The following is a 24689-nucleotide window of genomic DNA, read 5'->3' as shown; positions in this document are numbered from 1 at the left end:
AATTGATCCAAAAAACAGCTCAAAAAGGACCACACAGCCCATCCATCCGATCATACGTGGTCATTTCTCAGAGGGAATGGACTCCGGGCTGATTGTTTGGCCCACTGTTGGATCGGTTCACCATCGGCATTGTCCAGCCGGATGATGGGACCGCCTCCCCGGACCGCGTTGCCGATGCGGATCTCTTCGGCGTGATACAGGTCTGCCAGGGTCAGATGGGCGGTTGTGGCCTGGAGACGGGTCATGGTCTCGGCGCGCCACAGGCTGGGACAAAGACCATCCGTCTCCTTGGGCGCCAGCCAGCGTCCTTCCAGACGCGCCAGCAGGCCACTGATGGCCCCTTCGGTCACCCGGCCCTCCCGGTTGATGAAAATCACCTCGTCGTATCCTTCCCGACAGGCCGCCTGCCACTCCGCATCCGGGTGCAGCCGGCGGTTGGTCTTGTGGCGCGCCAGGGGATCCAGGGGATCCGGTCGCCAGGAGGCGATGCGCGCCCGGATCCCTGTCGGCCACGGAATCAGGGGGCGATGGGTGAGGGTCAGGTCTCCTCCGGCGGACAGGGCCAACCGTCCGGCGCGGGGTGTCCATCCGGCTGCGGCCCAGCCTTGGGCCGTGTCGCGCACCAGCCTTTCGGCTTTGGCCCGGTCCAGGGACAATCCCAGTGCCCGCGCCGAAGCGGCGAGTCGTTCCAGATGACGGGGCAGCCACGCCACCGCGCCGGACGCCTCCACCCGGAAGGTTTCGATCAGCTCCAGTTCTGCCGGAAGGGTGGTCAGAAAGCGGGATTTGTCCCCCACTTCGGCCCATTCCGCCTCGGGTCGGGAGTCGGCCACCACCCCTCCCCCCAGTCCGATGCGACAGCCCCGCGGCGTCTGGACCACGGTGCGAATGGCCACGTTCAGCCAGCAATCCCCGCCCGGCGCCATCAGCCCCATCACTCCGGTGTAGATCCCCCGGGGGCGCTGCTCCAGGGCGTGGATGATGCCCATGGTGGCCTTTTTTGGGGCGCCGGTGATCGAGGCCGCAGGAAAGGTCGCCGCCAGCACCGCCTCCAGATCCACCCCGTCCCGCCGTTCCCCCCGCACCCGGCTTTCCAGATGGTGGACCGTGGAAAACGAACGCCGCGCCGCCAACGATTCCACCACCACACTGCCGGTGCGGCAGATTTGTCCCAGATCGTTGCGGGCCATGTCTACGATCATGATGTGTTCCGCCCGGTCCTTGGGGGAGTGCTCCAGAAGGTCGGCCAGACGGCGATCCTGGTCCGCCGTGTCGCCCCGGGGACGGGTGCCCTTGATGGGTCCGGTCAACAGGGTGGTTCCCCGGCGTTCCAGAAACAGCTCCGGAGAAAACGAAGCCACGCACCAGGACTCCCCCTGGATCCACATCGCCTTGGGAAACCGATGCGCCCCTTGCAGCCGCAAAAACAGCGTTGCCGGATCCGTATCCGGATCCAGGGCGGCCTCCAGGGTATAGTTGACCTGATAACTCTCTCCGGCCCGGATGTGGGTGGCGACCGCCTCCAGATCCCGCTGGAACCGTTCCCGGGTGACCCGCGGCTGCGGCGGGGTCGGGGCGTGGGGGGGCAGGGTGGCGGGAGCCGGATACAGGACCGGGCGGGGCGGGTGGGAGAACAGGGCGCACCAAGCCAAGGGCAGATCGTCACCCGTCTCCCGGACCGGCAGCCCGAAGGCCGCTGCCGCTTCGTAGGCCAGCCAGATTCCCACCCATCCACCGGCTGCGGCGGCCTCTTCGGCGGCGCGGATCAAGGGACGCACCTCCTCGGGCCGTCGGGCGGTCAGGACGGTGGCGGGTTGGGAACCGTACAGCGGGGTTCCGAGTTCCGGAAAGTCGATCAGCAGGCATACTCCGTCCCGCAACCGCTCCGCTGTCACCGGGAGCGGTGCGTCCGGAGCGGGGTCAGGAGAGACCACGAGCCGCGAAGGCGGCCTGGGGCGGCACGTGCAGACGGTTCAATCCGGCGCTGTCGTTCAATCCCATGGCCACGGCGATCAGTTGGGCGAAATTCATCTCCGGCAGTTGGATCGACTGGCCGATGGCCTTTTCCGCCGGTCCCTGGAACGATCCCATGGACATGTCGCACAGGGTGCAGGGGGTGATCATCACCTCGGCTCCGGCATTTTTGGCGTTCAGGCAGTTTTTGGCCACCATGGCGCGCATTTCCTGTTTGTCCGAGAGCATCACATGAAAACCGCAACACTTGTCGTGACCGTCATAGGCCACCGGTTCCCCCCCCAGCAAGGTGATGAGCCGATCCAGGTGATCGGCTTTTTCTCCGGCGGCGGAGTCGAAGATCTCTTCCGGACGCAAATTGTGACAGCCGTAGAACGGGGCCACCCGCAACCCGTTGAGGGGCTTGACCACTTTGGCTTGCACCACCTTGGGATCAAGCTGGTCGGTGATCACCCACAGCAGGTGATACACCTGGATGGTGGCCTGATAGGGGCGCACCCCGGCTTGGACAATGACGTGATTGATCTTGTCCAGCAGCTCGGGTTCGTTCTTGAAACGGTGGTTGGCATGGGTGAGGGTCTGCAGACAGGTGTTGCAGATGGTGACCAGATGGCGTCCGGTCTCTTCGGCTTCGGAGAGGATGCGGGCGGCCACCGCCAGGGAAAAGGCCGGTTTGGTCTCCCGCAGGCTGACCGCGCCGCAACAGGTGGCCCGGGGCATGTCGTGCAGGGTGATGTTCAAGGCGTTGGCCACGGCGCGGGCCGCGACATCGGCCTCTTTTTGCACCTGCTTGGCGGCGCAACCGGGATAATAGGCAAAATCGAGTCTCATGGGGATCTCCTGTGCAATGGTCCGTCCCCTATTCGGGGACCACCTCCTTGGCCTTGGTTTCCACATCCAGGGGATGCTCTTCCAGGATTTCGTAGATTTTGGCCAGCTCTGCCAATCCTTTGGACTTGTGGGGAAGGGGAGAGGGGATCTTGCCTTTTTTCATCAGATGAAAGGCGGTGCCCAGTTCCTCCAGGGTGCCCAGGATGCCCACGGTGCGCATCATCAGGGTGAATTCGTTGAGGCTGCCCGCCTTCTGGATGTCGTGATGGAAGGCCAGGGCGTGTTTGGGTCCGGGTCCGTCCTTGAGTCCTTTGGCGATGCCGCGGGTACGCAGCTTGACGATGGCCTCCATGGGCTTGACATCCTTGGGACAGCTTTCCACGCACATGGCGCAACGGGCGCAGGTCCACATCATGTGGGGATGGGAGAGCTGTTCGAGGCGGCGTTCTTTTTGTCCCTCCCGGGGATCGGAGACGAACCGGAACGCCTTGGCCAGGGCCGCCGGACCGATGAACTCCGGACTGACTTCGGCCATGACGCAGTCGGAGTAGCAACTGCCGCACAAAATGCACTGGGTGACGTGGTTGACCTGATCGTAAGCCGACTGCTCCAAGACCAGATCGGTATCGGGTCCGTCCTCCAGATAGGGCCGGATCGCGTGGATCCGGTCGAAGAAGGGGCCGATGTCGATGGCCAGATCCTTGAGCACCGGTTGATTGGCCTGGGGGGCGATCTCCACCACGCCGTTTTGGGCCACGGACTCCACATGGGTCTTGCAGGCTAGGCGGGTGCGTCCGCCGATCTTCATGGCGCAGGAGCCGCAAATGGCCGAACGGCAGGATTGACGGAAGGTCAGGGAGCCATCCTGCTCTCCCTTGATCTCTTCGAGCAGGGTCAGAATCGTGGTGGTGGGGGTGGCGGAGACCGGATACTCCACCCAGCGGCTGTCGATGCGCCCGTCCGCGGCTTTGCGATTGCGCTGGATGCGAAAGGTGTAATGGTTGGCGCTCATCTTTCGTCTCCTTGGAATCAGTAGGTGCGGACCTTGGGGGTATAGTCGCTCTTGCCCACGGTGCGCACGGCTTCGCGGGAGAGTACCACAGCGCCTTTGGCCCCATCCCAGTGGCTCAAGGTGTGCTGGCGCCAGTTGGCGTCGTCGCGCTCCGGGAAGTCGGTGCGGGAGTGGGCCCCACGGGACTCCTCCCGGGCCAGGGCGCCTCGCAGGATGCACTCCGCCAAATCGATGAGATGACCCAACTCCACGGCCCGCAACAAGTCGATGTTGAAGTCGTCCGAGTGGTCGTCCAGATGGATTTTCAAGTAATCCTCCCGCAGTCCGGGGATGGATTCGACCCCGGCGCGCATCCCTTCGGGGGTGCGGAACACCCCGCAATGGAGGTTCATGCCCTCAGCCATGCGGTGGTGCAGGGCGATGGGGCGCACCCCCTGGTTGGTGCGGGCTTTCAGCGCGGTCAGGTTGCTTTTCACCGCTGTCACCTCGGAGGCGGGAAAGTCACGCAGGGATTCCCCCTTGATGAACCCGGCGCAGTGCCGGCCCGTGATCTTGCCAAAGACGATGGTGTCCAGGAGCGAATTGCCCCCCAGTCGGTTGGCGCCGTGGACCGAGACGCAGGCCGCCTCCCCGGCGGCGAACAGGCCCCGCAGGGGAGAGGCGCCGAACTTGTCGGTGCGGATGCCCCCCATGGAGTAGTGGGCTGTGGGCCGCACCGGAATGGGCGCGTGGATGGCGTCCACCCCTTCCAGATCCAAGGAGAGTTGACGGATCTGGGGCAGGCGGTCGAGGATCTTGTCGGCTCCCAGGTGGCGCAGATCCAGAAAGATCGCTCCATCCTTGCCCCGTCCTTCGATGATTTCGGTCTGTTCGGCGCGGGAGACCACATCCCGGGAGGCCAGTTCCAGCTTGTTGGGAGCGTAGCGGCTCATGAACCGTTCTCCCAGGGCGTTGATCAGAAAACCCCCTTCTCCCCGTGCCCCTTCGGTGACCAGCACCCCGGAAGTCCGCAGGCCGGTGGGATGGAACTGGACGAACTCCATGTCCGCCAGGGGCGCGCCGGCCCGCAGGGCCAGAGCCATGCCGTCGCCGGTATTGGTGGTGGCGTTGGTGTTGGACAAAAAGACCCGGCCATAGCCGCCGGTGGCCATCAGCACCGCCTTGGCCCGCAAGGGAAACACGGCTCCGGTTTTGATGTCGTAGGCGACCACCCCGGCGATCGCCGGTTCGGCGTCCGTGACCAGTCGCATCACGCTGCACTCTTCGTAGACCTTGACCCGGGCCTTGACCAGTTGTTCCCACAGGGTGTGGAGCAAGACTTGTCCGGTGCGGTCGGCGGCGTAGCAGGTACGGTTGAAGCTCGCCCCCCCGAAGGCCCGTTGGGCGATCAGTCCGCCTTCGACGCGGGAGAAGGGTGTGCCCATGCGATCCATTTCCAGGATGGCTTCCGGGGCTTCGTCGCACATCAGGTCGATGGCGTCTTCGTCTCCGATGTAGTCCGCTCCTTTGACGGTGTCGTAGGCGTGGGAGTTGCGGGAGTCTTGGGGATTGATGGCGGCGTTGATGCCACCCTGGGCCGCGCAGGAGTGGCTGCGCAAGGGATGGATCTTGGTGACGATGGCCACATCGATGCCCGCCTTGACGCCTTCCAGCGCGGCGCGCATGCCGGCCAGCCCGGCTCCGATGATGAGCAGGTCATGACTTTGCATGATATTTTCCCTCCACGCACGTCCCCTCGGGAGGCCGGGACGGCCCCAACGCGCGTCTTTTGAAGTGGAAACGAATGGATATCCATATACAGCAGGATGAGAGTACTTTATCCGCGGGGCCGGGGGGTTGTCAAAAGGAAATCGGCAGGCGTTTTCGGGGAATGCGTGAAGAAAATAACGCCAGGCCACGGCCCGGCGTTATCGAGTGCAGCACCAACGCCAATGAATGGTCGTTTGCTCCCTATGAAATCTGTACCACGATGTCGTGCAGCACGTCGCCCGCCTTGGCTACTTGGTCAGCGGAGTTGGACAGGTGGCGATACAGTTCCCGGCGTTTGAATGTTTCCATCACCTGGATCATGGCTTTGGATTTTGCGCCGGCTTCTTGATTGTCCAGGGATTGCAGCATCGCGTCATCGGCTTGGAACAATGCGGAGATGGCACGGCGGTAGGTTTTCTCGGTAGTGCGTTCCGCCTTGCTCGCGGCTTCTGCATCTGCGTCCGCCAGGGTGGGGGTGGTGCCGAGCTTTCTGAAGCCGCTTTGCAAGGCGGCAACCCCTTCTTGCAGCAGTGTTGCCATCTCCAGGGTATAGATATCGGGGGTCAGGGAGAGTACTTCCATTTCCCGGACCGTGGTCTTGGCATAATTGATGATTTGGTCGATGGCGGTGATGGCGCGGTAGATGTCTTCACGGTCCATGGGGGTGGCGAAGGCCTGATTCAAGACGCCCATGTTGCGGGCCTTGATCGTGTCACCTTTTTTTTCCAGTTCACGCACCAGGGTGCCTTTTTCCGGATCATGGGTTTCCATGAAAGCCACCATGGCTTCCATGGCTTGTGCGCAGATGTCGCACTGTTCATTGAGCATGCCGTAAAAATCGGGAACCCGCGGAAAGACGTTGTTGAGAATCTTGGATGACAACGAATTGGAACTGTCACTCATGTTCGGAAGCTCCTGGTTGTTTCTGGCCAATCCGGCCAAATCTGTGTGATGTTACTGTGTGGTCGTCATGCTCCAATGGGTATGACGTGTGACCTGTCTGATCAAAAAGTGCAAGAAATGCAGTCCGTACCATACCGGAAAGACGCGATGTTCCGATGGATCTTAAGGAAAGATCGGATTTGACGATGGGTCGATATCATAATGGATGATTGTGAGAATAGGATGAATTCCGGATGAAGCCTGTGTTAAGGGTGTGTTAAATGTGCCTTTTGCCCGGAAAGATGGGCAGTATTGACATCTTTGTGTTGAACGACTGGCGGGAATGGTGTTGGAATGGGATCGAACCGGGCGAAGCGGGTGGCATGAATCCGGGGTGGAAAGCGGGGCGTGGGGGTGTTTTTCGGGACGGATGGGGGGGTCAGTCCGGTGATGGGGGAGCCGGGAGTCTGGATTCCTCCCTCAGCCACCGTCCCAGCATGGCCTTCAGGTCGTTCATGCGGGTGGGCTTGGAGAGAAAATCGTTCATGCCCACCTCCAGACAGCGCAGCCGGTCGCTTTCAAAGGTGGAGGCGGTGAAGGCCACCAGCACCGCAGGGGACAGAGCCAGGGTCCGTTCCCGTTTGCGCAGCCAGATGGCCAGATCGTGACCCGAGGCGTCCGGCAACTCCAGATCCAGAAAGATCAGGTCGTAGCGCTGTTCTTCCACCCGCTCTTGCACCTGGGCGCCGCTGATTGCCAGCTCCGGAGTGACCCCCAGACGCCGGAACATTTTCAAGATGACCATTTGATTGAGGGTGTTGTCTTCCGCCAGCAGGATGCGGGCCTGGGCCAGACGTTCCGGAGAGGCGAAAGCGGACGGAACCGTGGCGGGTGATGGCCTCTGGAGCGCCTCCCCGGGAGCCAGGGTGACCGGCACCTCCAGAAAAAAACAACTGCCCCGATCCGGTTCGCTCTCCACCCACAGCCGTCCGTCCAGCATGCGGGCCAGGCGCACGCTGATGGCCAACCCCAGACCCGTGCCCCCGAAGCGGCGGGCGATGGTGGAATCGGCCTGGGCGAAGGCGTCGAAGATCACTTGTTGTTTATCGTGGGGAATGCCGATGCCGGTATCCTCCACCGAAAAGCGCAACACCACCTTCTCGTATTGGCAGGATTGCACCCCGACGCCGATGCGTACCGCGCCGGTCCGGGTGAACTTGATGGCATTGCCGGTCAGGTTGATCAACACCTGACGGATGCGGCGCACATCGCCGATGACCAGCGGAGGGACCTCCTCATCCACGCAGACGGTGAGGGCGAGTCGTTTTTGTTCCACCGCCGGCAGACGCATGATGCGATAGACCCCATCCAGCAGTTCGCCGGGAGAAAAGCGTTCGTCCTGACGCTCCTCGGCGCCGGATTCGATCTTGGCCAGATCCAGCACGTCGTTGATCAAGGTGAGCAGCGCCCGACCCGACTCCTGGATCACGTCCATCGCCTCCCGCCACTCCTCCGGAGAGTCGGAGCCTTCCATCCATTCACTGGTGCCGATGATGGCGTTGAGGGGGGTGCGGATTTCGTGGCTCATGGTGGCCAGAAAGACGCTTTTGGCGTGATTGGCCCGTTCCGCCGCCTCCTTGGCCCGGGAGAGTTCGATTTCCACCCCCTTGCGGTCGGTGATGTCCCGCAGCGAGGCCAGAAAGGCGGGATGACCACGCCAAGTGATGGCGCTGACCCGCATCTCCAGCACCCCGGATATCCCCCCCGGCAGCCAGGTATCCAGTTCCGTGGTCTCGCCGGCGGAAACCGGAAAACCGAACAGATCCCCCACATCCAGCCGTTTTCCGCCGAACAGGGAGGATACCGCCGGATTGGCGAAACAGACCACACCATGATGATCCACCACTAAAATACCGTCGCTGTTCATGGCCACCAGATGGCGCCAATCATCGGCGTCGGCCTGATTTTCCGAGGGGTGTTGCCCGTGCGCCATGGTTGCCCTCCCGATTGTCGGCATCACTTCAACGGTAGCCACACCAGGAAACGACTGCCCTGATCCACGCCCCGGCTGCTCGCCTCCACGTGGCCTCCCAGCAACTCGACCCACTGACGGGCCAGGGTCAATCCCACCCCCGCCCCGGAAAAAACCCGGCCATTGGTCAGATCCGCCTGTTCGAACGGCAGAAAAATGCGCTCCAGGTCGTCGGCCTCGATGCCGATGCCGCTGTCGGTGATCAGCAGTTCCAGACCCGCCTTGCCGGTGGCGTTGGCGGCCTTGCGGGCGATCAGGTCGATGCGTCCGTCGGAAGGGGAAAATTTCATGGCGTTGTCCAGCAACACATCCAGCACCCGGCCCAGCAGGGTTGGATCGGTGCGCAACAGTTCCGGAGCCTCCATCCATTCGGCGTGAATCCGCTGTCCCCGCATGGCGGCCAACTCCCGGGCGTGGGAGAGATGGGTGGCCAGAAAGACCTTCAGGTCGAACAGTCGCATGCGGGTGGTGGTCTGACCCGAAACCGCGTCCGCCAGATCCAGCAGATTGTTCACCAGTCCCAGCAGTTCCCGACCGCTTTTGAGTACCCCTTTGAGAAATTCCTCCTGGGTTTCGGTCAAGGCTCCCATCTCTTTTTCCAGCAGCAGCCCGGAAAATCCGATCACCGCGTTGAGAGGGGTGCGCAACTCATGACTCATATTGACCAGAAAACGGTTTTTGGTGGCATGGGCCGCCTCGGCGGCCTGTTTGGCCTCACGCAGTTCCTCTTCCAGCCGTTTGCGTTCCGTGATGTCCCGCAAGGAGACCAAAAATACCGTGGATTTTTTGGGCCAGGGAATTTCCACGGCCCGCATTTCCGCCACCCGCGCCTCTCCGTCGCGGCGTACCAGATCCACTTCGCTGTTTTCGCCCACCACCACCGGAAAACCCAGTTCCCGGTTGACCAGTTCGTCCCGGTCTTTGGAAAACAGCCGCTCCGCCGCATGGTTGGCGTAACGGATCCGGCCCGAACGATCCACCACCAGCATGGCGTCGACATTCTTGTCCAGCAGGGTTTGACGCAGGGAACGGCTCAACATGATGGGATCCTGTCAGTTGCAAAGGGGGCCGAAGCCGCAGCATGGCCCCAGGGTGGTCAATCCTCGAACATGGCCCCGAGTTGTTCGACCTCCGAGGGCATGGTGGCCGAGGGAATGCCCAGGATGATGTTTTGGACATTGGTGAAGGGCTTGCCGATGTGCAAACCCTGATCGTCGATGGTGAACTCCCGGATCTGCTTGTCGTGCTGGGAGCCGCGCATTTTGATCACCGCCACACCGCGCCGCAGGATTCCGTTGATCTCCACATAACGCAACAACAAAATGGCGTCGGTGATGGTGGAGATGTGGGCCTCGGTGACCGAATCCCCCCCCGACAGCTTGGGGGTGGTGCTGGTGAACAGGGAGCACACCTCCTCCTGTTTGGCAAAGGAGGTCAGACCGATGACGAACTCCCGGAAAAAGCGCACATGGGCCATCCGTTCCATGGCGGATACGCTGTCCATGATCAACCGTTTGGGGCGGAACTGTTCGATTTCCCGTTGGATCAACAGCAGATGGTCTTCCAGTCCCATGGATTCGGGATATTGGCACATGACCCGCAACAGGCCATCCTCCTCCCATTTCTGGAAGTCCAGCCCCCAGGACTGGGCATTGCGCAGCAGTTGGGCATGGGACTCCTCGTAGGCCAAAAGCAGCACCTTTTCTCCCCGGCGGCACCCTTCGGCGGCGAAGGTGGTGGCCAGCAGGGTTTTGCCTCCTCCGGTGGGACCACTGACCAGAAAGATCGAATCCCGGAACAGTCCGCCTCCGGCCATCTGATCGAGGATCTGATTGCCGAAGCTGATGCGGGTGGTGGAGGAGGACTGTTTGAGTTCCCGGGCCGACAAGGGCAGAATGCTGATGCCGGTGGGGGCGTTGATGGTGAAGGGGTATTCCCCTTTGTAATGGGTATCCCCGCGCATTTTCAGCACCTGGATGGTGCGGCGGCATTTTTCTTCCTTGAGCACGTTGCGCAGGATGATCACCGTGTCGGAGACGAACTCCTCCACCCCGTGACGGGAGATGCGACCGTATTCGTCCAGCCGTTCGGCGGTGAGAATGGCGGTGATGCCCATGTTGCGCAGGGCGTCGATGATGCGGAAAATCTCCCGGCGCACCACGGCGGCGTTGTCGAACTGGTCGAACAGCGAACCGATGGAGTCCAGCACCAGCAGTTCGGCGCCGGTCTGTTCCACGGCGTGCTCGATGCGTACCAGCAGACCGGAAAGATCATAGACACCGGACTCTTCGATGGGAATCGGATCCGGGCCCGCATCCACCAGTCTGAGCTGTCCGTTGGCGACCATGGTGTGCAATCCCCAGCCCATGCGACTGACATTGCGCATGATATCCGGGGCGCGTTCCTCCATGCTGACAAACACCCCCTTGCGTCCGAAACGGGAGATGCCCCGATACAGAAACTCCATGCCTAAAATGGTCTTGCCGGACCCCGAACTGCCGGAGATCAGGCAGGTGCGTCCTTTGGGCAATCCCCCCATGGTGAGGTGGTCGAAGCCTTCGATGCCGGTGGGCATTTTCACCAGTGCGTCGGTATTTTCGCGCATTTTTCCATACCTTTCATTGTGATGGTTCCGGATTGCCTCCTGCTGGAAGCCCCGGGATCTGACGCAGGCGCGTCTCGGCGGAGAGGTCTCCGACGATTGTGAGGGGGGAACCGCAGAAAAGACGCACCAGGGTGGTTTGCAGTCCGTTTCCCGATGGGGGATCCGGCGGTGACGCACAATAAAAACGGGACGCGGCCAGCGTGACCATGCAGGCGATCAGTTCTGGCTCCGTTCCCGATAGAAATCGGTCAAATGACCCAACAGTTCCAGCAGCACCAGTCGGGCGTCCTGGGAAAAGGCCCGTTCTTCGGCCACGGTGGCCCAATGGCCGGTACCCCGCAGCATTTTCAGATGCAACAGCACCACATCCCGGGCGCCGGCGTTCATGGCCACCAGACGGGTCGCCAGGGCGCGCACCTCTTCTCTGGGGGGATCCCGGCGTTCCCGGGTGGTGATCACATAGTGTCGCACCAACTCCCCGTAGACCCGTTCCAGGGACAAAGCCCGCAGACCATCTCCCGGTGTCCGGTCCGACAGGCGTTCCAGGGATTGGATTTCTTGTTCCTGACGCAACCGTTGCCGGGTCCGTTCCAGTTCGTTGAGCAGCCGTTGCCGTTCCACCGCGTAGCGGATCGCCCGGGTCAACAGGGTGCCGTCCAGATTGCCTTTGCTCAGGTAGTCCTGGGCGCCGTGACGGATGGTGTCGGCCCCCAGGGCGTCGTCGTCCAGCCCGGTCAGCACCACCACCGCCAGATCCGGTGCCTGACGCCGGAAACGGTGAAAGGTCTCCAGGCCGACGCTGTCCGGCAGATTGAGATCCAGCAAGGCCGCGTCGAACCGTTCCCGGGCCAGCAGGGTCATGGCCTGACGCAGTTCCCATGCCGGAGTCAGGGAGAGGGAGGGCAGATGGCCATAACCGATGGCGTCTGCCGACAGCGCGTTTTCTTGCACCAGCAAACGATCCGCTTCCGAATCCTCCACCAGCAGGATGCGCAAAGGATCGATGGAACCACCGTTACGCTTGGTGTCGCTCATGCGACCATCTCGTGTCACTCCGCCGGGCAGGAAAGGGGGTCTGTGGGCAAGGGCAACAGATCCAGTCCGAGCAGTACCTTTTCCTTGTCGGTCAGATCACCGATGATGCGCCGCAAAGGCAGGGGCAGTGCCTTGATCAGGGTCGGCGTGGCGAGAATTTTTTCGTCCTCGGCGGACTGGGGGTGTTCCAGAATGTCGATCACCACCATTTCGTAACGACCCTCCAATTCCCGTTCGCAGATCCGGCGCAGGTTGTGGATGGCGCGTTCGGAACGGGGCGTGTGGCCGGTGACGAAGAGTTTGAGGACGTACATTCCGTAGTCGGTCATGGACATGGCGATCCTTTCGCGGGCATCATGGACGATCCTGTCGCGGGATCAGGCGGACCGGCGTTTCGTTGCGACTGGGCAGTTTGACCACCGTGAACCAGAAATCCTCGATGGCCTTGACCACCTGGATGAACTGATCCAGATCCACCGGCTTGGTGATGTAGCAGTTGGCGTGATGCTGGTAGGTCTTGACCACATCCTCTTCGGCGCGGGAGGTGGTCAGGATCACCACCGGAATGGTGCGCAACGCAGGATGGGATTTGATCTCCTCCAGCACCTCCCGGCCATCCTTGCGGGGGAGGTTCAGATCCAGCAGGATCAGATCCGGTTTGGGAGCGCCGGCGTGAATGCCGTGTCCCAGCAGATAGTCCATGGCCGCCTCTCCGTCGGTGGCCACCACCAGATGGTTGGCCACCTTGCTGTCGGTGAGTACCTCGCGGGTCAGGTCCACATCTCCGGGATTGTCCTCCACCAAGAGGATTTCGATGGGTGCGCCCCACTGTTCCGCCGACATGGTCCTTTCTCCCCCCTGGTTTGGTGCCTGAGGTCTGGTTTTTTTGTGCCATTGCGATAGATGGCCATCTTGACACACTCCCGCCACGATTGCCATCCCAACGTGGCCGTCAGACGCAATCGTGGTGATTTTATCCGCAGGGTATGGGCGGAACGGGAGAAGTCATCCCGTCTCGTTGCCGCGGAAACGGACAATGGCCCGGCGATCTTTTTTGGTGGGACGGCCCACACCCGGCAGAAGACGGGGCTCGGCGCGTAAATTTTCGGCAATGCGCTCCCGTTCCAGCCGGCTCGCTTCGCTCTCTTCGTAGAGCAGGCGGGCCGCGGTCGCCGGTCCCCGCTGTCGGGACAATCCCACCACCACCACGGCGTGCAAAAACACCTCCTTGCGGATTTCCAGGGTGTCTCCCACCCGTATATCCCGGCCCGGCTTGGCTCGCAGACCGTTGACGTGGATTTTTCCCCCGTTGGCCGCCTCGATGGCCAGGGAACGGGTCTTGAAAAAACGGGCGGCCCAGAGCCATTTGTCGAGCCGTTCGGACTCCTCTTCCGTGTCGGCAGCCGGTGGTTCCCGGCCCCGGGTGGCGCTCATGACAGGCTGGGAGCGGTCAGCTCCCGACGCAGTTCGTCCAGGGTGGCGGCCATGTTGGCCACATCGCGCATCGCCTGATCCAGGAGAGGATCCTCCTGGGTCAGACCCTCCAGCAAGACGAGCAGCTCCCCTTGTCCCTGGAGGATGCCCGCGAGGCGGGTTTCCAGCGCGGTGGCATCCGTCTCCCCGAGGTTGTGTCGATCCTGGGTCAACCGCTCGGACAACCGGTTGGCGGTCCGGGTTATCTCCGCCAGGGCGGGCAGGGAGCCGTTCCAACCTTCGATTCCGGCTTGCAGGGTGTTGCGGGCCGCTCCGGCCAGTTCCGCCACCCCATGGCTTTCGTCCGCCAGGGTGCGCATCCGGCTGGCGGTGGCCGTCACCATCTCCCCTTGTTCGTTCAAGGCGATGAGCATGTCGTCGTTGACCTCACCGATGCGCCGGACGCCTTCTCGCACCCGCCGTGCCCGTTCCCGCACCTCGTCGGTGTTGGTCCAGATCTCTTCGGTGCGGTCGAAAATCAGTTGCGTGGCTTCGGCGGTCTTGCGGGCCAGGGCCTTGACCTCGTTGGCCACCACCGCGAAACCCTTGCCCGCGTCCCCGGCTCCCGCCGCCTCGATGGAGGCGTTCAAGGCGAGCATGTTGGTCTGCTCGGCGATGTGGTTGATCAACTCCACCACCGAACCGATGGCCCGGGCCGAGGTGGTGAGGCGTTCCAATACCTCCCGGTCGTCTTCCGAAAAGGCGATCAGATCCCGGGACTCCTGGTTGGCGTCCAGACAACGGGCGCGTGCCCCTTCCAGGGCCAGCACCACCCGTTCGGTGGACTCCATGGCCGCCAGGGCGTGATGACCCACCCCTTCGGCCACCGGATGCAGCGTTTGCAGGTGTTCGGCGGCGCCTTGCACCGTGGCCAGCCAGACCATCATGGTTTCGTGGGTGGTGTTGGCGGCGTTGACCACCTGATTCACCCCGTCGATTCCCGCTTCCAGGGCGTGCAGGGCCACCTCTCGGGAATGGGCCTGTTGCCGACAGCCATCCAGCAGATCATCGGAATGGTCGTGTGTGCGACGCAACGTCTGGATGGCCTGGGTGCCTGTCTCTTGCAACCGGGTAACGCCGTCCGTCAGGTTGCGGGCCAGATCGGTCAGTCCCTCGCCGGCTGTGGCCAGCCTGGAGCCGACCGCCTCCCATGGGGCGGGATCGTGGCGCGGCGCCGGTTTGGCGGTGGTGGGCAGGGTGGGTTCGGTCTTTTCCGGCGCGATGGGCAAACGGGCTGCGGCTTTGGCCGGGGTGGTGGCGCCGCCACGCATCATCAGTCCGGAGAAAAATCCACCCCAAATGATCCCGAAGGTGGCCAGCCAGGGAGCCAGGCCCGCACCCGGCAGCGTCACCGGGGGTGCCATCACCGGAGTGGCGGCCTCCGCCGCGGCGATGAACAGCCCTTCCAGGCCCGTCGTCTCCAGGCCGGCGACGGGCCGGCTGGCGGCGGGGACGAGCCGGGATTGGGTCGGAAGGCGCTCCGGGGCGGGCGCCCGGGTGGTCGAAAGGGGGGTGCGGTTTTCCGGGACTCCCGCCATCTGTTGCATGGCCTGCTCGTAGCGTGTCAGATCGCTCAACACCGCGTCCTGTTCGGCTTTCGGGAGTTGGGAGTCTTGCACACTGGCCCGCATGGCCTCCAGATGGCGCTTGAAAGCGGTCAGACGGGCCGTGTTGCCGTCCAGCAGCAGTCCCGCCTCTTCCAGGCGCGCCTGGATGTAACCATCCCGGATGCCGGGCATCCGATTGGCGTGAATGAAAGTCTCCAGTTGTTCCGCCGCGTCGTTCATCCGGTCGATCTCTCGGATGCTGGGATTTTTCTTGCGGGGCAGATTGACCCGGACAAACTCCTGAAAAGAGTCCTGATAGGCGGTGGCCAGGGTGGCCAGTTGACTACAGGTGGCGGGCTTGAGGGGTGCGGCTCCCAGCTCCTGCTGGAATGTTTTCCAGGTCTGGGCGAACTGATCCCGGTATTTGGCCTTCCAGTGGAGGCGGTACTCTTTTTCGTGGCGTCTCAACGTGGTGACCAGGGTGGCGATCCGGTCCAGACTGTACAGGGAGATCCGTTGCTCCAGGGCGACAGCGGCGGCGGCCAGGGTGGTGCGGCCCGTGTCGGCGATCTTTTCCGCCCGTGGCGGTGCAGGGGGGGGCGGGGGGGCCGCCGTCACCACCGGGGGCTCTTTTTTGGATTCGGCCTGGGCGCGGGCCTGCTGGGCCAGAGTCTGTCGTTCCCGTTCCACCTCCGCCTCCCGGGCGGTCAGGGCCGCCTTGGCCCGGGCCAACTCCTGCTCCCGGATCGCCAGCGCGGCGTGATTTTTGTCCGGTTCCGCCAGGAGGCCGCTCAATTGACCGTAACGGGTGTGACTTTCTTCCAGAGCCCCATGATAGATCCAAAGGGCGGCAAGCAGCAGCAGCGCCGGCAGGCCATAGGCCAATCCGATCTGGGTGCCCATGGACAAACCATTGAAACGGTGCAGGATTCCCATGACTATCCCCTGTGTGGTTCGGGTCGCTTCCGGTGGAGCACGGCTCGTTCGTTCAAGCGGTAGATCAGCATAACAGATTTTGCGCCAGGAGACAGCCGGATGCAATTTTTCCTGGCAAGGCTTATGCTCCCAGACTTCAATGAGGATGGCCACCTGTTGGCATTCTGTCTGGACTGGATCGAGCCACGGATCATGAAACCATGAAATTGAACGCACGGGATGTGCCTCAACGTTTGAAACAGGAGGGTCCACCCCCGGTCCTGCTGCTGTATGGCCAGGAACAGGGGTTGGCGGCCCGTCAGGCCGCGCTGGTGCGCCGGGCGGTGCTGAGCGTCGAAGACGAGGATATGGATGCCGAAAGCCATCACGGGGCGGATTTGGATGTGGGGCGTTTCTTGAGTGGATGCAACGCCTTTCCGTTTTTGGCAGCGCGGCGTTTCGTGCTCCTCAAGGACGCGGATCAACTGGCTCCTCCGGCCCGGGAGGCGCTGTTGCGTTATCTGAAGTCGCCGTCGAAAAGTTCGGTGCTGGTGGTGCTGGCCGGTCCGCTGGAGGCCAAAAGTCCGTTGCGCAAAGCCTTCGAGTTCCACAAACTCGCTTGGTGCGTGCCCTGTTATCCCCTGGAAGGACGGGAGCTGGTGGGCTGGATCCGCACCACCTTGCGGGAGGCGGGTTTTTCCGCCGACGACGACGCGGTGCTGCTGTTGGCCGAACGGCTGGAGGGGGATGCCCGCAACGCCGAGTCGGAAATGGAAAAATTGTACCTGTTTCTCGGGGATCGGCGGCGCATCGCCTTGGAGGATGTATACGAATCCGTGGGAGGGTCCGGGAGCCAGAATGGATTCACTTTGGCGGCGGCGGTGTTCGCGGGTCGGGTCGGGCCGGCTTTGACCATTCTCGACGGACTGCTGGAGTCCGGGGATGAGCCCTTGGCGTTGCTGGGACTGTTGACCCAACGGTTGCGGCGTTTGATTCAGGGGGCGGCCATGCTGGACAAAGGGGACAACCCGGATGCGGTGGCCACCGCCTTGCAGGTGTTCTGGAAAGAAAAGGCGGAATTTTTTACTCAGGTACGGGTGTTGTCGTCCCGGCGTCTGGCCAATGCGCTGTTGCGCTGTCAGGAGGCGGACCGCTCCTTGAAGAGCGGAGGGGAGCCCCGTCGGGTCATGGAGCGTCTGGTGATGGGCCTGTCCCGTCTATTGAGCGCAGATCCCGCATCCGGTGGCGTGTCAGCACGAAACCCACCAGCACCCCGGCAATCCCCGTGGCCGTGAGGGCGAAAATGCCTCCTTGCAACGCGTTGTAGCTTGCCCCTCCCAGCACCGGTCCCAGGCAGCGACCCAGGGCGCTCATGGACTGGAACAGTCCCAGCATGCTCCCCTGGGAGGCGGGATCGGTGTTGAGGCTGGTCAGACCCGACAGGGAGGGATGGATCAAGCCGCTGCCCACGGAGATCAGGGCCAAGGCCCCGAGCAGGAGCGGCCAGCCATCGGCGCGCAGGGTGAACAGTCCCGCCACCACCAGCAGCAGACCAGCCATGGCGGCCCGTTTTTCGCCGATGCGGGGCATGAGCCGACGCACCAATCCGCCCTGGGTGGCCACCGCGATCACGCCGACGAAGGTGAAGATCCAACCGGTGGTGGTCATGTCCCAGTGTCGCGCATCCTTGCCCCATAACGGCAGCGTCACCTCGAAGGCGGAAAACAGGGTGATGAATCCCCCCATGATCAGACTGGAGATCCAGGCGCCGGGAAACCGTCGCGCCAGACGCCAGGGATTGGCGGACAACAGGGGGTGTCCGGAGCGGGGTGGCTGCTGTCCGGATGGGGATGGGGTGCCGGTAGGTGTCGGGGAGCGGGTTTCCGGCAGATAATAAAACGCCGCCAGGGCGTTGAGGCCGGTGATCAGCGCCGCCACCAGAGGAGCCGCCGCCACGCCGAATTCCGCCAGCCAGCCGCCGAAGGCCGGTCCGATGACGAATCCCAGTCCGAAGGCCGCGCCGATCAGGCCCATGGCCTTGGAACGCTCTCCGGGAGGGGAGAGGTCCGCCAGGGCCGCCTGGGCCACGGCGATGTTGGCTCCCATCACGCCGGCGGCGGCCCGGGCCGCGAACAGGATCCACAACGCGTTGGCCAGCCCATAGGCCAGATAGGACAGGGCCGAGCCCATCAATCCCAGCAGCAGGGTCGGGCGTCGGCCGATGCGGTCGGAAAGCTGTCCCCAGTAGGGGGCGCACAGAAACTGCATGATCGAATAGATCGCCATCAGCCAGCCGATCTGGGCCGGGGTGGCGGCAAAACGGGGATCGGCCGCATACAACGGCATGAGTGGCAGGACCATGCCGAATCCCAGCAGATCCAGAAAAACCGCGACGAAAATGATGCCGGTGGTGGTTTTGGGTTTCATGGGGGGGTGTGGGTGATCCCGTTTCGAGCCATGGATGAAGGGGGAACGTGCTGCCGTCCGAACATGAACCTTATATCCTGAATGTGAGGTTTTGTACACGTTCCACCTGGACTCTCAAGGCAAACGCCTCCAGGCCAGATGGTGAATGGTGCGTCCGGCGTGGACGCCCTTGGTCTCGAAGCGGGTTTCGTGCCAGAACGCCGGACGGGGAGCGAACCGTTCCGGGGCCGCGAGGTTTTCAAAGCCGCTGTGGGCTTCCAGCACCTCCGCCATCCACCAGGCGTACTCCTCCCAGTCCGTGGCCAGGGTGAGCAGTCCGCCGGGGACCATGCGTTGGGTCAGCAGATCCAGCAGTTCCGCCTGGACGATGCGCCGCTTGTGATGTCGCTTTTTGGGCCAGGGGTCCGGAAAGTTGATCACCACCCAGTCCAGGGAGCAGGGAGGAATCAGCTCTTGCAGGGCAAGCCGGGCATCTTCTTGGATGATGCGGGTATTGGTGGTCTGGTCCCGTTGCAGACGTCGGATCAGGGCCGCCATCCCCTCCTGGAACACCTCCACGCCGATGAACCGGTCCTCGGGATGCGCGGCGGCCAGGGGGGCGAGAAATTGACCATTGCCGAATCCGATCTCCAATATCAGCCGTCCCCGTTCGGGATCGGCCCCGAGGGCGGCGAGCAGAGCGGCGCGGCTGTCGGCCTGGGGAGGCTGGAAGTCGGGGAGGGTGGCATCCAGCCAGATTTTTTCCTTCGGGGTGAGAAAACCGCGCTTGCGTCCGTGAACCTTGGGTTTCCAGGCGGGCGAGGTGTCGGATGCGGGGGCGGGCGGGGTGTCGTGGGTCATGGAGATTCCTTAACATGCATGACAATGAAAGGCGTCGGAACAAGAGGCACCCGCTGCAAGCCCGGGGCCGGAATGGTGGAACCTGGAATCGAAAGAGGGGTTCACGCATGCATCCACTCTCCGGTTGACGGATCGGGTTTTCCTTTCATAATAAAGGGAGAGGTGTGAACTCTTTCGCATGGACAAAACAAGGGAGAGGCGCGGATGAAACTGCCCAGAAAATTGGATCTGCAGGAAGCCAAGCGGATTCTCGACTGGTTTGAATCCCCGGATGTGGATGTGGGGGAGCAGCTGGTGCAGGTCATGCAGAAGGCATGGATGCCCATCGGTGAGCGTCATCCCCGGCCCAACTCGGTGGTGCTGGTGAGCGATGGGCAGGATCTGGCTTTGGGACGGGTCAATGCCCAGGGTCTGGTGATGGTGGATCGTGCCCAGTTGATCCCGACCCATTGGCTCCCGTTGCCTCCGCCTCCGGCACCGGTCGAAAACAATAATGGGCAGTCGATTTTCAGGCATAACAAGGTCTGGAGAAAGTATTGAACCGCTGAAACCAAGGGTGGTGGGACCGGTGTGATGTTTGGCATCGATGCCGGACCGGATCCCGGGCATGACCGGTTTCTTGTGCGGATGCGGGACTTAAGCCGCGCTCAAAAAAATGCCGCGCCAGGGAAACTTCCCCGGCGCGGCGGCATGGCACTCACAGGGTGGCGGCGGTGTGTTCGACCAGCATGGCGGCCATGGCATCCTTGATGCGGAGCTTTTCCTTTTTGAGGCGCTCCAGGTCGAACTGATTGCGCACATGGCGGGTTTCGTCGATTTCGTTGCGCAGGGATTCGTGACGCTCGTACATCTCGCGAAATTTCGGATTGGATTTCAGAAGTTCGTTCACGGCCTGCAATTGATCTTCAAACATGTCATGCCTCCTCGTGCGATGGTTGCTTTGGACACGATCGCTTCCGCCCGGATGTGCCGGTTGGTCACGTTGGGTGAAACCGTTTGGGTTCGTGCCTTTTTGGGATGAATAGTGGACTGAAACCGAAATGTGTGACCTTTGATCCTTGAGGTGTTTGCCTTCAACCGGCGGGATCCGGGGGCAGTGCGCCGGCGCGGCCCGAAACAATGGCTTCCCGGGCCAACTGGTCGGCGGCTTCGTTGCCCGGATCCCCCGCGTGTCCCTTGACCCAGCGCCATTCCACGTCGTGTTTCAGACAGGCAGCATCCAGCCTGCGCCACAACTCGGCGTTGAGTACGGGTTTGCCGTCGCTCTTTTTCCAACCCCGCAGCTTCCATCCGGGCAGCCACTGGGTGATCCCGTTTTTGACGTAACTCGAATCGGTGTTGAGAATCACACGGCATGGGCGGGTCAACGCCTCCAGGGCGTGGATCGCGGCCAGCATCTCCATGCGATTGTTGGTGGTCTGGGGCGCAAAACCGGACAGGTTCTTTTCGTGGGGGCCGTAACGCAGCAAAGCCCCCCATCCCCCGGGACCAGGATTGCCGCTACAGGCACCATCCGTGTGAATGCGCACCGCGCCGGGTGACGGCTGTGGGTATGCCTGGGCTGCGGTTTCCGAGTCCATGGAGTCCATCGTTGTGGGCGGTTCCGTTCCGGGTTGATGTCGTTTATAGTTCATTCTCGTGGGTCACTCACCGAGAGTCTAAAGGAAAGGAAAACGCATGGGCAAGGTTCTCGTTACGGGAGCGGCGGGTTTCATTGGTTCCCACCTCTCTCTCAGGCTGCTGGAGCGGGGTGATCGGGTGGTGGGATTGGACAATCTCAACGACTATTACGATGTCAATCTCAAGCGCGCCCGCCTGTCCCGCCTCACCGACCGGGAGGAATTCTCCTTTGTCCGGATGGATCTGGCGGATCGCGCCGGCATGGAAGAGCTGTTCCAGCAGGAACGGTTCGATGGCGTGGTCAATCTCGCCGCCCAGGCCGGAGTACGCTACTCCCTGCAAAATCCCATGTCCTACGTGGAAAGCAATCTGGTCGGCTTTGTCCATCTGTTGGAGGGATGTCGCCACTCCGGAGTGAAACATCTGGTGTTCGCCTCGTCCTCATCGGTTTACGGGGCCAACGAGACCATGCCGTTTTCCGTGCATCAGAACGTCGATCATCCCCTCTCGCTGTACGCCGCCTCCAAGAAATCCAATGAACTGATGGCCCATACCTATGCCCATCTGTTCCGTCTGCCGGTCACCGGCCTGCGTTTCTTCACGGTCTACGGACCCTGGGGACGGCCCGACATGGCGTTGTTCCTGTTCACCCGCGCCATTCTGGAGGGGCGGCCCATCGACGTGTTCAACGGGGGCCGCATGCGGCGGGATTTCACCTATGTGGACGACATCGTGGAAGGGGTGGTGCGGGTCTTGGACCGGATCCCGACACCGGATCCCGCTTGGTCCGGTCAACATCCCGATCCGTGTTCCAGTTCCGCGCCCTATCGGATCTACAACATCGGCAACAATCAGCCGGTGGAGTTGATGGAGTACATCGCCGCCCTGGAAGAGGCTCTGGGCAAAAGCGCCATCAAGAATCTGTTGCCCATGCAGCCCGGCGACGTGCCGGCCACCTGGGCCGATGTGGATGACTTGATCCGGGATGTGGGCTTTCGTCCCGAAACTCCGGTGCGTGAAGGCATACGCCGTTTCGTGGCTTGGTATCGGGCCTATCACGGGGTGTGAGGCCCGCCAGTCGGCGGGATCACTCCTTGACCGACAGCATCTCCTCCGGGGCGCCCTGATAGTCGGCCCGCAGAATCTTGATCCCCAGCTTGCTCCCGTGGACACTCACCACGCTACAGGGATAATCCGTGGGACGTCCGAAAAAGACCACCCGCAGTTTCCCCATGCTTCCGGACGGGATCTCGGGGGGATCCCCACTGACCATCATGGACGCGCCGCCAAAGCCCATGTTGTCCACGGTTCCCTGGAACTGGCGTCCGTCCTCCAGGGTCAGGGTCACGGCGTTGTGGAACGAAAAACGTTCGTGACGGCGTCGTTGTTCGGTTTTTGAGTCGGGCATGGCGCAAGATCCTCATCCGGTCGGTGCGTACTTTTCCAAGTGAGTCTTTCAGACTATCAAGTCATGGGGGCGCGGTAAATGGTTTTTGACAGATCATACCCCCCTCCCGCTCAATCCCGACGCCCCAGCAGGACCACGGCCTGGGCCGCGATCCCTTCCCGGCGTCCGGTGAACCCCAGATGCTCGGTGGTGGTCGCCTTGACATTCACCTGTCCGGCGGGAATGGCCAGGATTTTGGCCATCACCGCCACCATGTCGGGAATGTAAGCCGCCACCCGGGGCGCTTGACAGATGATCGTGGCATCCACGTTGATCACCGTGAATCCCTGGTCGGTGATCGCCTTTTGGACCGCACGCAGCAGTTCCCGGCTGTCGGCTCCCCGATAGGCCGGATCGGTGTCGGGAAAATGGTGACCGATATCCCGCAGCGCCGCGGCTCCGAGCAGGGCATCCATCACCGCGTGCAACAAGACATCCGCGTCGGAATGGCCCAGCAAGCCTTGATCGTGGGGAATGGTCACCCCTCCCAGAATCAAGGGTCTGTCGGGGGTGAAACGGTGTACGTCAAAACCTTGTCCGATGCGCATGTCCATGGTGGCTCTCCTTTGATGCAAGTGATGTCGGGCCAGGAACCAGTCTTCGGGGCGGGTGACCTTGAGATTGGCTTCGTCTCCTGGAACCGTCAGCACGGCCACGTCGCTTCTTTCTATTAAAGAGGCGTCATCCGTGGCCACGATTCCCAGGCGGGCCGCCTCCCGATGGCAGTGGTGCAACAGTCCGAAACGAAAGATCTGGGGCGTCTGGACGCGGCGCAATACCGAGCGATCCAGGGTCTCCGTGACCCGCTCCGAGTCATCTATCCTTTTGATGGTGTCATGGATTACAATGGCAGGAATAATGGCCTCCCCATGGCGGCGGGCCAACAGCAGCCGGTCGAGGAGCGCCCGGCCCGGAAACGGCCTGGCCCCATCGTGAACACCCACCCAGGCGGATTCCGGCAGCATCAGGCTTGCGAGCCCCTTGAAGACCGATTCCTGCCGTTCGGCCCCGCCTGCCACCGGAGCCAGCAGTTTGGGCCAGGAAACCAGATGCCGGCCCATGACGGCCTGCCAGAGTTCCTCCCCATCCGGGGCGATCACCGGCAGAATCGCCGCAATCCGAGGATCGGCGTGCAGGTGATCCAGGGTATGGGCCAACAGGGGGCGACCGTCGAGATCCTGGTATTGCTTGGGCAACGCGCCACCGCACCGTTTGCCCTGTCCGGCGGCAACGACGATCAGGGTGAGGGGTTCGGTGCCGGGGTCCGGAGTCTGCTGAAGCGGCATGATGGCCTTTTCCTCTTCTATATATAGAGTGGAAGGGGGGAGGGAACCGGATCATTGGGTAGGGGAAAAGTTCGGCGACGTCAAGCGGGAAAACTTGGACCACGAGGAGGTCACTTCAATATGGATCTGCATTTGCTGGCGGCCACAGGACTGTATGCCATGGGAGCGGTCTGGTGTACCTATCATCAGTTGCGGGGCAGCCGTCACGAGTCGGGAGTGGTCTGGTGGCTGGTGGCCGCCGGCTGGGTGATGCAGGCGGTTCCCATCATTCGCGGTGTGGTGGCTTCCGGGGGAGGGCTGGGGATGAATCTGGCCCTTTCCTTGGAGTGGTCCGCCGGGGTGATGGGATTGCTGTATCTGGTGGGCTGGCGGCTGGTGAACCGGGAAACCCGTGCGGCGGCTGTACTGCTGCTGCCGTTGATGGTGATCACCCTGGGCAGCTCCCAGTTCGTCAACTCCGCGGTGCCCGAAGTGCGGGGGGTGACCGGCCCCTGGCTGATCGCCCACCTGGTGCTGTCCCTGCTGGCTTATGGACTGTTCACCATCGCGGCGGTGTTCGCGTTGATGGATGCCTTTCAGGAGCGCGCCCTGAAGAGCAAACATCTGGGGGGACTGTTCGAGATGCTGCCGCCTTTGCATGCCCTGGAGACGACTCTCTTCTTGATGGTGCGCATGGGCTTTCTGCTGTTGACCATGAGCATTGCCACCGGGGCGATCCATGCCCACGAGGTGCGGGGGGTCTACTTTGCCTGGAGCCACAAGGTGCTGTTCACCCTGGCCACTTGGCTGGTGTTCGGCGTACTGCTTTTGGGGCGTCACTATCAGGGGTGGCGTGGGCGCAAAGCGGTGCGTTTGACCCTCTGGGGCTACCTGTTGCTGGTGCTGGCCTTTCTGGGAGTGAAGTTCGTAAAGGAAATTTTGTTGCATATCAATTGATTGCTAAAAAACGTCCAAAAAAAGCAATCGTCTTTCATTTTCCTCTTGACCCGCACCACCGGATCGTCTATATTCGTT

Annotated in this window: 23 protein-coding genes; 4 read left to right on the top strand and 19 right to left on the bottom strand. The window is 62.3% G+C overall.

The window, feature by feature from the left end; genetic code table 11:
* Nucleotides 1–50 precede the first annotated feature (50 nt).
* From HQL98_14160 to HQL98_14100, 13 genes are all read right to left on the bottom strand, one after another.
* On the bottom strand, nt 51–1934 hold the full coding sequence (locus HQL98_14160; GenBank protein ID MBF0273190.1) for a bifunctional anthranilate synthase component I family protein/class IV aminotransferase: 1884 nt from the start codon (nt 1932–1934) through the stop codon (nt 51–53).
* Nucleotides 1921–2805: a CoB--CoM heterodisulfide reductase iron-sulfur subunit B family protein gene (locus HQL98_14155; protein MBF0273189.1), complete on the bottom strand. Its 885-nt coding sequence runs from the start codon at nt 2803–2805 to the stop codon at nt 1921–1923. The genes HQL98_14160 and HQL98_14155 overlap by 14 nt, the downstream gene beginning before the upstream one ends.
* A 28-nt stretch (nt 2806–2833) precedes the next feature.
* Nucleotides 2834–3817 carry a 4Fe-4S dicluster domain-containing protein gene (locus tag HQL98_14150; GenBank protein ID MBF0273188.1) on the bottom strand — a complete coding sequence of 328 codons (984 nt, stop codon included), beginning with the start codon at nt 3815–3817 and terminating at the stop codon, nt 2834–2836.
* A gap of 17 nt (nt 3818–3834) precedes the next feature.
* Entirely contained in the window at nt 3835–5526 is a 1692-nt protein-coding gene (locus tag HQL98_14145; GenBank protein ID MBF0273187.1) for an FAD-binding protein, read from the bottom strand.
* Between the two features lie 241 nt (nt 5527–5767).
* Nucleotides 5768–6469, bottom strand: coding sequence for a DUF47 family protein (locus tag HQL98_14140; GenBank protein ID MBF0273186.1), 702 nt, complete (start codon nt 6467–6469; stop codon nt 5768–5770).
* Nucleotides 6470–6887: 418 nt separating this feature from the next.
* Complete coding sequence (locus HQL98_14135) at nt 6888–8441, bottom strand: response regulator (GenBank protein MBF0273185.1); 1554 nt, start codon at nt 8439–8441, stop codon at nt 6888–6890.
* Nucleotides 8442–8464: 23 nt separating this feature from the next.
* Entirely contained in the window at nt 8465–9520 is a 1056-nt protein-coding gene (locus tag HQL98_14130; protein ID MBF0273184.1) for a PAS domain S-box protein, read from the bottom strand.
* A gap of 56 nt (nt 9521–9576) precedes the next feature.
* A complete protein-coding gene (gene kaiC, locus HQL98_14125) occupies nt 9577–11085 on the bottom strand; it encodes a circadian clock protein KaiC (protein MBF0273183.1) in 1509 nt (502 codons plus the stop codon).
* Between the two features lie 216 nt (nt 11086–11301).
* On the bottom strand, nt 11302–12120 hold the full coding sequence (locus tag HQL98_14120; GenBank protein ID MBF0273182.1) for a response regulator: 819 nt from the start codon (nt 12118–12120) through the stop codon (nt 11302–11304).
* A 14-nt stretch (nt 12121–12134) separates the two neighbouring features.
* Nucleotides 12135–12434 carry a circadian clock protein KaiB gene (gene kaiB / locus HQL98_14115; GenBank protein MBF0273181.1) on the bottom strand — a complete coding sequence of 100 codons (300 nt, stop codon included), beginning with the start codon at nt 12432–12434 and terminating at the stop codon, nt 12135–12137.
* Between the two features lie 40 nt (nt 12435–12474).
* Nucleotides 12475–12963, bottom strand: a complete 489-nt coding sequence (locus tag HQL98_14110; GenBank protein MBF0273180.1) for a response regulator — start codon at nt 12961–12963, stop codon at nt 12475–12477.
* Nucleotides 12964–13125: 162 nt separating this feature from the next.
* On the bottom strand, nt 13126–13554 hold the full coding sequence (locus tag HQL98_14105) for an RNA-binding S4 domain-containing protein (protein ID MBF0273179.1): 429 nt from the start codon (nt 13552–13554) through the stop codon (nt 13126–13128).
* Nucleotides 13551–16076, bottom strand: a complete 2526-nt coding sequence (locus HQL98_14100) for a hypothetical protein (protein MBF0273178.1) — start codon at nt 16074–16076, stop codon at nt 13551–13553. The genes HQL98_14105 and HQL98_14100 overlap by 4 nt, the downstream gene beginning before the upstream one ends.
* 200 nt (nt 16077–16276) lie before the next feature.
* On the opposite strand from HQL98_14100, the gene holA reads away from it, so the two are divergent.
* Nucleotides 16277–17350: a DNA polymerase III subunit delta gene (gene holA / locus HQL98_14095; protein ID MBF0273177.1), complete on the top strand. Its 1074-nt coding sequence runs from the start codon at nt 16277–16279 to the stop codon at nt 17348–17350.
* Here holA and HQL98_14090 read toward each other — a convergent pair.
* Both HQL98_14090 and trmB read right to left on the bottom strand, forming a co-directional pair.
* Nucleotides 17241–18482: an MFS transporter gene (locus tag HQL98_14090; GenBank protein MBF0273176.1), complete on the bottom strand. Its 1242-nt coding sequence runs from the start codon at nt 18480–18482 to the stop codon at nt 17241–17243. The genes holA and HQL98_14090 overlap by 110 nt on opposite strands.
* A gap of 114 nt (nt 18483–18596) precedes the next feature.
* Nucleotides 18597–19322: a tRNA (guanosine(46)-N7)-methyltransferase TrmB gene (gene trmB / locus HQL98_14085; protein ID MBF0273175.1), complete on the bottom strand. Its 726-nt coding sequence runs from the start codon at nt 19320–19322 to the stop codon at nt 18597–18599.
* A gap of 204 nt (nt 19323–19526) precedes the next feature.
* On the opposite strand from trmB, the gene HQL98_14080 reads away from it, so the two are divergent.
* Nucleotides 19527–19862, top strand: coding sequence for a hypothetical protein (locus HQL98_14080; protein MBF0273174.1), 336 nt, complete (start codon nt 19527–19529; stop codon nt 19860–19862).
* 157 nt (nt 19863–20019) lie between these two features.
* Here HQL98_14080 and HQL98_14075 read toward each other — a convergent pair whose 3' ends face one another.
* A complete protein-coding gene (locus tag HQL98_14075; protein MBF0273173.1) occupies nt 20020–20235 on the bottom strand; it encodes a DUF465 domain-containing protein in 216 nt (71 codons plus the stop codon).
* Nucleotides 20236–20395: 160 nt separating this feature from the next.
* Nucleotides 20396–20902: a ribonuclease HI gene (gene rnhA / locus HQL98_14070; protein ID MBF0273172.1), complete on the bottom strand. Its 507-nt coding sequence runs from the start codon at nt 20900–20902 to the stop codon at nt 20396–20398.
* A 97-nt stretch (nt 20903–20999) separates the two neighbouring features.
* Here rnhA and HQL98_14065 point away from each other — a divergent pair, with 97 nt between their 5' ends.
* On the top strand, nt 21000–22010 hold the full coding sequence (locus HQL98_14065) for an NAD-dependent epimerase (GenBank protein ID MBF0273171.1): 1011 nt from the start codon (nt 21000–21002) through the stop codon (nt 22008–22010).
* Between the two features lie 19 nt (nt 22011–22029).
* Here the strand turns inward: HQL98_14065 and HQL98_14060 are convergent, their stop codons facing one another.
* Both HQL98_14060 and HQL98_14055 read right to left on the bottom strand, forming a co-directional pair.
* Nucleotides 22030–22350, bottom strand: a complete 321-nt coding sequence (locus HQL98_14060; GenBank protein MBF0273170.1) for a PilZ domain-containing protein — start codon at nt 22348–22350, stop codon at nt 22030–22032.
* 110 nt (nt 22351–22460) lie between these two features.
* Nucleotides 22461–23675, bottom strand: coding sequence for a 2-C-methyl-D-erythritol 2,4-cyclodiphosphate synthase (locus tag HQL98_14055; protein MBF0273169.1), 1215 nt, complete (start codon nt 23673–23675; stop codon nt 22461–22463).
* A 120-nt stretch (nt 23676–23795) separates the two neighbouring features.
* Between HQL98_14055 and ccsA the strand changes: the two genes are divergently transcribed.
* Nucleotides 23796–24611 carry a cytochrome c biogenesis protein CcsA gene (gene ccsA, locus HQL98_14050; GenBank protein MBF0273168.1) on the top strand — a complete coding sequence of 272 codons (816 nt, stop codon included), beginning with the start codon at nt 23796–23798 and terminating at the stop codon, nt 24609–24611.
* Nucleotides 24612–24689: the final 78 nt, after the last annotated feature.

Source organism: Magnetococcales bacterium, assembly GCA_015231755.1.
Taxonomy (GTDB): Bacteria; Pseudomonadota; Magnetococcia; order Magnetococcales; family Magnetaquicoccaceae; genus Magnetaquiglobus.
The sequence above is the reverse complement of the archived record's forward strand: the minus strand, read 5'-3'. Positions and strand labels throughout refer to the sequence as shown.